The following is a 9,158-nucleotide window of genomic DNA, read 5'->3' on the forward strand; positions in this document are numbered from 1 at the left end:
GGGGTGTTATGTAACGAACGTGGGGGAATTGTTGTTGATCATCAGTTACAAACAAACATTAAAGATATTTATGCCGTTGGCGATGTAATTGAAGTTGAACATTTAGTTAGTCATCAAAAAGTAATGATTCCTTTAGCTGGTCCAGCTAATAAACAAGGACGAATATTGGCGGATAATCTTCTTGGTAATCAAAAAAGTTATCAAGGTTCTTTAGGAAGCAGTATTATTAAAGTTTTTGATTTCGTTGCAGCTAGTACGGGTTTAAATGAAAAACAGTTGCAGGCAAGCGGATTAAAACGTCATCAGGATTATCAGGTTGTTTTGATTGAACAAAAATCTCATGCGGGTTACTATCCTGGAGCTACACCATTAGTTTTAAAAGTGATTTATGATCATGATGATTATCTTTTAGGGGCTCAAGTAATTGGTTATGAAGGAGTAGATAAACGAATTGATATTATTGCTACAGCGATTAATTATCATGGTAAGATAACCGATCTTCAAGATATTCATGTTGCTTATGCACCACCTTTTGCTCAAGCTAAAGATGCTATCAATATGGCTGGTTATGTTGGTGAAAATATTAATAATGGTTATTTAAAATTAATGTTACCGGATGAATATCAACAAATAAAAGATCAAGTGATAACTTTAGACGTTAGAGAAGATATTGAAAGACAAGAAAACAAGATTGAAAATTCGTATCATATTCCTTATGGCGAACTATCAAAACGTTATCAGGAGCTTGATCAAAATAAACCGATTGTCATCTATTGTGCTGCTGGAGTTCGGGCTTATAACTGTGCTAGAATATTAATGCATCGTGGATACCAGGAAGTATATGTATTAAGTGGCGGTTTATCATTTTATCAAGATTATTGTTTTACAGTATAGACATATTGCAATAAGCAATATGTCTTTTTATTCACAAAATTAATATTTAATATGAAAAATAATTACTAATATATCTTTTTTTGCTATAATTATAACAAAATATTACTTTATTTAATGTTTTAAAAGATTAGGTGAAAAAGATGTATAGATACGAAAAAATAGAACATGATCATAATTTACCAACTAAATTGTTAGATTTTTACCTTGAGAATTGTCGAGCAGAAATTATTGAAAAGCATTGGCATCGTAGTATTGAAATACTAATACCCTTATATGGCAGTTTTGAGCTTTGGGTAAATGGCAATATTTTAAATATTAGTGCTGGCCAAATATATATAGTGAATTCTAAGCTTGTTCATCGAATTGTACCTGATAAGAATCCAGATTATTATAAAGGATATGCTTTGCAGATAAATTATGATTATTTAAAAAATTGTTACCATGATATTGAAAAAATCTATTTTAGACAGCCAAATGCAAATGAAAATAAAATAATCTTAACGAAGATTTTAGAAATTATTAGTCATTATGAAAGAATTGATCAATTTAGTAGTATTCGAACTAAAAGTGATATCATGATGTTGGTATATTTATTGCTTAATAATTTAGCGGTAAAGAAAAGTGATTTTATTGAAATAAAGGATAATAAGCAGAAAAAGCGGATAGTTGAAATTACTAGATATATTGATGAAAATTATAATAACGATCTAAGTGCAGCTTTGCTTTCGGAAAAGTTTGGTTTTTCACAGGGATATTTATATAAACTGTTTAAAGATAATTTTGATATGTCTTTAAAACATTATATTAATTCAGTTAGATTAAATCACGCTAAAGAAGATCTAGTTAGTTTGAATTATCCAATTATTGATATTGCCATAATTAATGGTTTTCCTAATGTAAAATCATTTAATCAGTTTTTTAAACAAAAATATGGGATAACTCCCGCAAAGTATCGGGAAAAGATGAGAAAATAGCATTCTTTTGATAATAAAACGCCCTAAATGTAAGCGGTTTAAATAATATAATAATATTAGCTTATATAAGGAGGAGGAGAAAAGGATGTTGAAAAAAGCAATAAGCAGCTTGTTGAGTTTTATTTTGCTCTTTGGGCTAATGATTGTTCCTGTTGGTGCGATCGATAATACAGCTAACGGAACTCAAAAAGTATATGTTGTTGGTGACGACTGGGGAGCTGGTGTTACTAAGACAATTATTACGTTTGATAAAACAATTAATGCTGATTCAGTTAGTCCAGAAGATTTCATTGTTGAACAAACAGCAGGGACTACAACAAGCCAAAGAACAATATTAGATGCCTATGTTTCTAATGAAAATGGTGAAAAAGTTACTGAAGATTCTAATGTTGTAACAATTGAAATGTATATTTCACCTGTAGAAGGTAATCCAATTGTTTATGCAAATAGTCAAAATAATTGGGCTGATCCATTTGAATTAAATGTAACTTTAGCACCTGATGCAACATTGATGTCTGGTCAAGAAACAATCACTACAATTAATGTTGAAAAAACAGTTGATGTTGCAGGTGACGGAAAGATTTGTCCACAAATTGAAGATTTTGTACAAGGTAAATTTACATATGATAGTACAACTGTACAATATTCATTATATAGCCCTGAAGAAGATGGACATAAAAATGCATTAGTTATTTGGAATCATGGTGGTGGCGAAACTGGTAATGATGTCGAAATGGCATTGTTAGCTAATAAAGCAACTGCTTTAGGTGATGAAGAATTTCAAAAAGTTATGGATGGTGCATACATTTTAACACCACAAAGACAATCAGGTGCATCTAGCACAGCAAGTGCGGAAACTATTTATCAATTAATTTTAAAATTATTAAAAGAAAATCCTGATATTGACCCAAATAGAGTTATTGTCGGTGGGTGTTCAGCTGGTGGAGCAATGACAATGACTATGTTATTTGCTCATCCAGAATTATATGCAGCAGCATATCCAATCTGTCCGGCTACAACAAGTGCTAATGTAACAGATGAAATGATCGAATCAATTAAAGATGTACCAATCTGGTTCGTTCACGCTGATAATGATCCAACTGTTATTCCTGAAAAAACTAGTCATGATTTAGCAAGAAGATTAAAGGCAGTCGGGGCAGAAGTGCATACATCATATTTCCCGGATGTAAGAGATACTAGTGGAAGATTCTATCAAACTGCTGATGGTGACTTCACTACTGAAAATACAAAAATTGAATATCAATATCCTGGGCACTGGTCATGGATTTATTTCTATAACAATGAATGCTTTGATGATGAAAATGGTACTAATTTATGGCAATGGTTATCAGTACAAACTAATGAGGTTAAAGAAGTAGTTTCAGGTAGTCAAAAAGCCTATATTATTGGTGATGACTGGGGACCAGCGGTAACTAAAACAGTTATTACATTAGATAAAACTGTTAGTGCAGATTCATTGAATAAAGATGATTTTACAGTTGTTGAAAAGAAAAATGTAACTAACTGGACTACTATGCAAGAAGAAATTGGTACAGCTGATCGTCAAGTATTAGATGTTTATCCTTGTGATGTAAATGGTAATAAAGTAGATGGTGATTCAAACATTATCGCAATTGAAATGTATGTTGATCCAAATACCGGTTCTCCATTTATCTATCGTTTAGGTAGTGGATTTAACTACTGGTGTGATACTTATGAATTACATGTAACATTGGCTGATAACAGTGCATTGACCTTAGCTGACGGAACTGAAGTTGACTCTTTATCAGTTGCACCGGCTATTGATCTTAAAGGTGACGACAAGATTGTGCCTCAAGTAGATGGTGTATTTGATATTAATCAAGAATATAAAGCTAGTGATGGAACAATTTATAACTTTGCTGACTATACACCTGTAGCTGATGATAAAAAGAATGCTTTAGTTATCTGGTTACATGGTGCTGGTGAAGGTACTGACAAAGGTGTAAATGACTCTTATATTGATTTATTAGGAAATGAAGTTACTGCTTTTGTAAGTGATGAATTCCAAGAATTATTTGAAGGTGCTTATGTATTAGTACCACAGGCTCCAACTATGTGGATGGATGGTGGAGATGGTGAATATCAAAATGGTGATATCGGATCTCGCTACAAAGACAGCTTATTTGAAATGATTCAAAAATATGTAGCTGATCATCCAGATATTGATCCAAACAGAATTATCATCGGTGGATGTTCAAACGGTGGATATATGACTATGGAAATGATCTTGGCACATCCAGATTACTTTGCAGCAGCATTCCCAATCTGTGAAGCGTTCTACGATGAATATATTACTGATGAACAAATTGAAAGCTTAGTAGATTTACCAATCTGGTTTACTTATGCTAAAAATGATGGAACAGTAGATCCAACATTATGTAGCGAGCCAACAATCGAAAGATTATTAAAAGCTGGAGCTAAAAATGTACACGTATCAGCATTTGAAGATGTACATGATACAACTGGAAGATTTGTAGATGAAGATGGAAATCCACATCAATACAGTGGACACTGGTCATGGATTTATTTTGATAACAATGAATGCTATGAAGGTGAATTAAATGCGTGGCAATGGTTATCAAAACAAGTTAAGAGTGCAGCTACAGCAGTAGAACCAGGAGTAGATACAACAAAACCAGGAACAACAACTTCAGTTAAAACTGGTGATGATGTAGCATTAATGGGACTTGGAATCTTAGTGGTATTATCTGCTGGTACTTATACAGTAGCTAGAAAAAGATTTCATTAATTAAAGATTTAAGGGATAGCTTAGGCTATTCCTTTATTTTTTGGATTTAGTATTTACATTGTTAAAAAAAGAGTTATAATATTTGTGAAAACTTTCGTTATATTACGACGAAAGTATAAGGGGTGATGATGTGACCAAAATTACTGAGTTAAAAAGTGATAATATTCAAAAAATTAGGAAATGTTTCTATGATGGTAAAATTTGGACTAAAAATAAATTATCAAAACATACTATGCTGGCATTAGCGACAACGACCAATGTTTTACAGTATTTACTAAAGCGTCAGGAAATCCAATATATGGGAGAAGCTAAATCTACAGGTGGCAGGAAATCAAAACAATATTGTTTGAATCCTGATTATTTGCATCTTGGTTTATTGAATTTAAAGCGTGATGAGCAATATCATTATTTAATCATTAAAAGCTGTAATTTATTGGGGGAAACTGTTTTTAAACAGAAGATTACTAGTAAAACAGGGGAATTAAATGAAATATTAAAAGCGCTAGATTGCTTATGTGAAAATGATTTAAAGATTGGCTGTTTAAGTATTAGTATTCCTGGGGTATGTAAAAATGGAGTGATTAATATTTGTGATTTTGATGCGCTTGTAAATAAAGATATTGGCGGTTTACTTAAAGAAAGATATCAAATGCCCATAATAATTGAAAATGATGTTAATGTAGCCGGAATGGGATTTAGCAAACATTACGATACAAGTAATAATTTAGCGTTGTTATACCAGCCTAAAGTAAAATATATTGGTTGCAGTTTGATAATTAATCATCAGCTATGCCCGGGGTTTTCAAATTTTGCTGGTGAACTGGCTTATTTACCGATTTACACTCATCGCCAGCAACAGCAGTTATTAAAAGAAAATCCCTACCTGTTATTATTAAAACAGCTTGTTAGCTTATGTTGTGTTACTAATCCAGAAATTGTTGGGGTCAGCAGTGATGTAATTGATGATTTTAAAGGAGAGGGAATTGAAGAATATTTACCAATCGAACATTGTCCACAAATTGTTTATGTTAAAGATTTTGATGGTTTGATCTATGAGGGGTTAGTTTTTTTAGGAATTGAATTAATATTAAAGAAGATAAAAGAAGGAGACGAATAATGGAAAAATTTATTGATTTACATATGCATTCAAAATACAGTGATGATGGTGAGTTTACACCAACTGAATTGGTAAAAATGTGTCATCAAAGTGGGATTAAGATCATGGCAATAGCTGATCATAATAGTGTTAAAGCAATTGATGAAGCGAAAGAAGCAGCATTAGAATATGGGATAAAATATATTAGTGCTACAGAAATTGATTGTACTTATAAGGGGATCAATTTACATGTTTTAGGTTATGGAATTGATTACCATCATGAAGATTTTGTTGCATTAGAAGAAAATGTTTTAAATCAGGAATTAAAATGTTCTAAAGAAAAAGTTGTTTTAACCAATCAATTAGGTTTTGATGTTGATTTAGAAGCATTGAATAAATTAAGTGCTAATGGTGTTTATACCGGTGAAATGTTTGGGGAAGTATTGTTGAATGACAAGCGTTATTTAGATCATCCTTCATTAAAACCATATCGTCAAGGTGGAAGCCGTAGTGACAATCCTTATGTTAATTTCTATTGGGATTATTATGCTCAGGGAAAACCTTGTTATACTAAAATTGTATATCCAAGTTTAAAAGAAACTGTTGATTTAATAAAAAAACATGGTGGTGTTGTGGTTTTGGCCCATCCTGGTAATAATTTGAAAGGTCAATTTGAAATCTTTGATGAAATGGTTGCAGTAGGAATTGAAGGGGTTGAAGCGTTTAGTAATTATCATAGTAAAGAAACGGTTGAATATTTCTATCAGGCTGGAAAAAAACATCAGCTTTTAATAACTTGTGGCAGTGATTTTCATGGAAAAACTAAGCCAGCTATTGAGTTAGGAGAATGTCGCTGTACGATTGATGAAAGTGAAATTGAAGCTGATTTAAAAGCGTATCATTTGATTTAAGTGGAGCTAAAACTCCACTTTTTTGGTGCTTAAAAAATATTTGAAATTGTTCTTTAATTAAAACAATAGCTATGTTATAATCGGGGCGAAAAATAGGAGAGCGGATATGGACATACAAAAGAAAAAGAATCTTATAAGTTTTGGGGCAGTTATTTTGTCATCGTTGATCATGGCTTTTGCAACTAGAAATTTAGTTCGGCCAGCAGGGACGTTATCAGGAGGATTTATGGGGATTGCGATCATGGCAGACATGATTGCAGAACTGTTAGGTGGCAGTTTACCAACTTCAATTGGACTATTATGCTTAAATGTTCCGGTAGCCATTTTTTGTGCTAAAAAGATTTCATCTCGATTTGTTTTTTTCTCATTGATGCAGGTTGTTTTGACTTCGTTTTTCTTGTCATTGATGCCAAGAGTGGAATTATTTGATGACACGGTCTTAAATGTTATCTTTGGTGGCTTTTTATTTGGAAGCAGTATTGCTATTGCTTTAAAGGGAAATGCATCTAGTGGGGGAACTGATTTTATTGCTTTATATATTTCCAATAAAAGTGGACGTGAAATTTGGAATGAAGTATTTGTTTTCAATTCAATCATGCTGATGATTTTTGGCTGTATTTTTGGTTTTGAAGCAGCTGGATATTCGATCTTATTTCAATTTATTTCTACTAAAACAGTTTCTAATTTCCATACTCGATATAAACGGGTCATGTTGCAAATCTTTACCAAACATAAAGAAGAAATTACTGAAATTTATTGCCAGAAATTTCATCATGGAATAACTTCTTTAGATGGTATTGGCGGTTATTCAAAAAAACCAGTATCAATGCTTACAGCAATCGTATCAAGCTATGAAGTTGATGATGTAATTGGGGTTTTAAAAGAAGTTGATCCTCAAGTTATTATCAATGTGACAAAATCAGAGAAATATGTTGGACGTTTTTATAATGCGCCACTATAAAAGCTACATCAGGATGTAGCTTTTTTAATAATACTGATTATTAATGGGATGTTCAATTGCATAAAAACCACCATTAAAACTGTATGCCTGGTAACCCAGCTGATTTAATTGAATAGCTAGTTTGTAAGAACGGCTGCCACTGTAACAGATTAAAAAGATTGGTTTATTTTTAGGCAAGTTAATTAAGTGATTTTGGAAATCATGATAAGGAATGTTGATGAATTTGGTAATATGCACGGTCTTGAATTGTTTAGAATCTCTTAAATCGATGAAAGTATAATCGTGCTTTAGTAATTCGGGTAGCTTGTCGATATTGATCAAATGGTTATTTTTCATCTTTTCACCTCATTATAATGTATGAATTTAATTGAAAACAATGCTTAACAATGGTATAATTCAGCCATGGAGGAATGTTGATTATGGATAAAAAAACAATCAAAGATATCGAAGTCGCTGGAAAAGTAGTTTTATGCCGTGTTGACTTCAACGTACCTAGAGACAAAGAAACTGGAGAAATTACTAATGATAATCGTGTAGTAGCTGCATTACCTACTATTAATTATCTATTAGAACAAAATCCAAAATGTATCGTATTATTTTCACATTTAGGAAAGGTTAAAACAGAAGAAGATAAAGCTAAAAATGATTTAGCTGTAGTTGCTCCTTGTTTAGAAAAACATTTAGGAAAACCTGTTACTTTCGTAAATGCAACAAGAGGACCAGTATTAGAAGATGCTATTAAAAATGCAGATGAAGGTGCTGTAATCTTAGTTCAAAACACTCGTTATGAAGCTGGAGAATCTAAAAATGATCCTGAACTTGGAAAATATTGGGCATCACTTGGAGATGTATTCGTAGAAGATGCTTTCGGTTCAGTACATAGAGCTCATGCTTCTACTGCTGGAATCCCTGCTCATTTACCTAGTGCTGCTGGATTCTTAGTAGAAAAAGAAATCGCTTATATCGGAAAAGCTGTAAACGATCCTGAAAGACCAATGGTTGCTATTTTAGGTGGAGCTAAAGTTTCTGATAAAATCTTAGTTATTGAAAACTTATTAAAAATCGCTGATAAAGTTATCGTTGGTGGTGGTATGTCATATACATTCAACGTAGCTAAAGGATTAAAAGTTGGAAATTCTTTATTAGAAGAAGACAGAATACAAGTTGCTAAAGACATCATGGAAAAAGCTGGAGATAAATTATTATTACCAGTTGATTCTGTTATTAATAATGCATTCTCTGAAGAAGGAGATGTTAAAGTTGTTGAAGGTGACATCCCTGATGGATATATGGGATTAGATATTGGACCTAAATCTGTTGAAAACATCAAAAAAGCATTGGAAGGTGCTAAAACAGTTATCTGGAATGGGCCAATGGGTGTATTTGAAATGGATACATTTGCAAAAGGAACAATCGAAGTTTGTGAAGCTTTAGCTAACTTAGATGGTGCTAATACAATTATCGGTGGTGGAGATAGCGCTGCTGCTGTTATGAAATTAGGATATAAAGATAAAGTTTCTCATATCTCAAC

At 32.3% G+C, this 9,158-nt stretch carries 8 protein-coding genes; 7 read left to right on the forward strand and 1 reads right to left on the reverse strand.

Translation table 11 applies throughout. The annotated features are described in order from the left end of the window. The 6 genes from J7M77_RS07035 to J7M77_RS07060 form a co-directional block, all read left to right on the forward strand. Positions 1-894: rhodanese-like domain-containing protein (locus J7M77_RS07035; protein ID WP_296877127.1), on the forward strand; the 894-nt coding region annotated here is incomplete at its 5' end. Between the two features lie 140 nt (positions 895-1,034). Continuing rightward, the gene (locus J7M77_RS07040) at positions 1,035-1,868 is read left to right on the forward strand and encodes an AraC family transcriptional regulator (protein ID WP_296877128.1); all 834 of its coding nucleotides are present in this window, start codon (positions 1,035-1,037) and stop codon (positions 1,866-1,868) included. A gap of 85 nt (positions 1,869-1,953) precedes the next feature. Continuing rightward, positions 1,954-4,659, forward strand: coding sequence for a prolyl oligopeptidase family serine peptidase (locus J7M77_RS07045; RefSeq protein WP_296877129.1), 2,706 nt, complete (start codon positions 1,954-1,956; stop codon positions 4,657-4,659). Positions 4,660-4,789: 130 nt separating this feature from the next. Then, positions 4,790-5,776, forward strand: coding sequence for an ROK family protein (locus J7M77_RS07050; protein WP_296877130.1), 987 nt, complete (start codon positions 4,790-4,792; stop codon positions 5,774-5,776). After that, positions 5,776-6,666, forward strand: coding sequence for a PHP domain-containing protein (locus J7M77_RS07055; RefSeq protein WP_296877131.1), 891 nt, complete (start codon positions 5,776-5,778; stop codon positions 6,664-6,666). Before J7M77_RS07050 ends, J7M77_RS07055 begins: the two co-directional genes overlap by 1 nt. A 106-nt stretch (positions 6,667-6,772) precedes the next feature. After that, positions 6,773-7,627: a YitT family protein gene (locus tag J7M77_RS07060; protein ID WP_296877132.1), complete on the forward strand. Its 855-nt coding sequence runs from the start codon at positions 6,773-6,775 to the stop codon at positions 7,625-7,627. A gap of 24 nt (positions 7,628-7,651) precedes the next feature. Here the strand turns inward: J7M77_RS07060 and J7M77_RS07065 are convergent, their stop codons facing one another. After that, positions 7,652-7,963, reverse strand: a complete 312-nt coding sequence (locus J7M77_RS07065; protein ID WP_296877133.1) for a rhodanese-like domain-containing protein — start codon at positions 7,961-7,963, stop codon at positions 7,652-7,654. A gap of 83 nt (positions 7,964-8,046) precedes the next feature. Here J7M77_RS07065 and pgk point away from each other — a divergent pair. Next, positions 8,047-9,158 (forward strand): phosphoglycerate kinase (gene pgk, locus J7M77_RS07070; RefSeq protein WP_296877134.1); only part of this gene is annotated, 1,112 nt, incomplete at its 3' end.

The organism is Thomasclavelia sp. (assembly GCF_017889095.1).
Classification (GTDB): domain Bacteria; phylum Bacillota_I; class Bacilli_A; order Erysipelotrichales; family Coprobacillaceae; genus Thomasclavelia.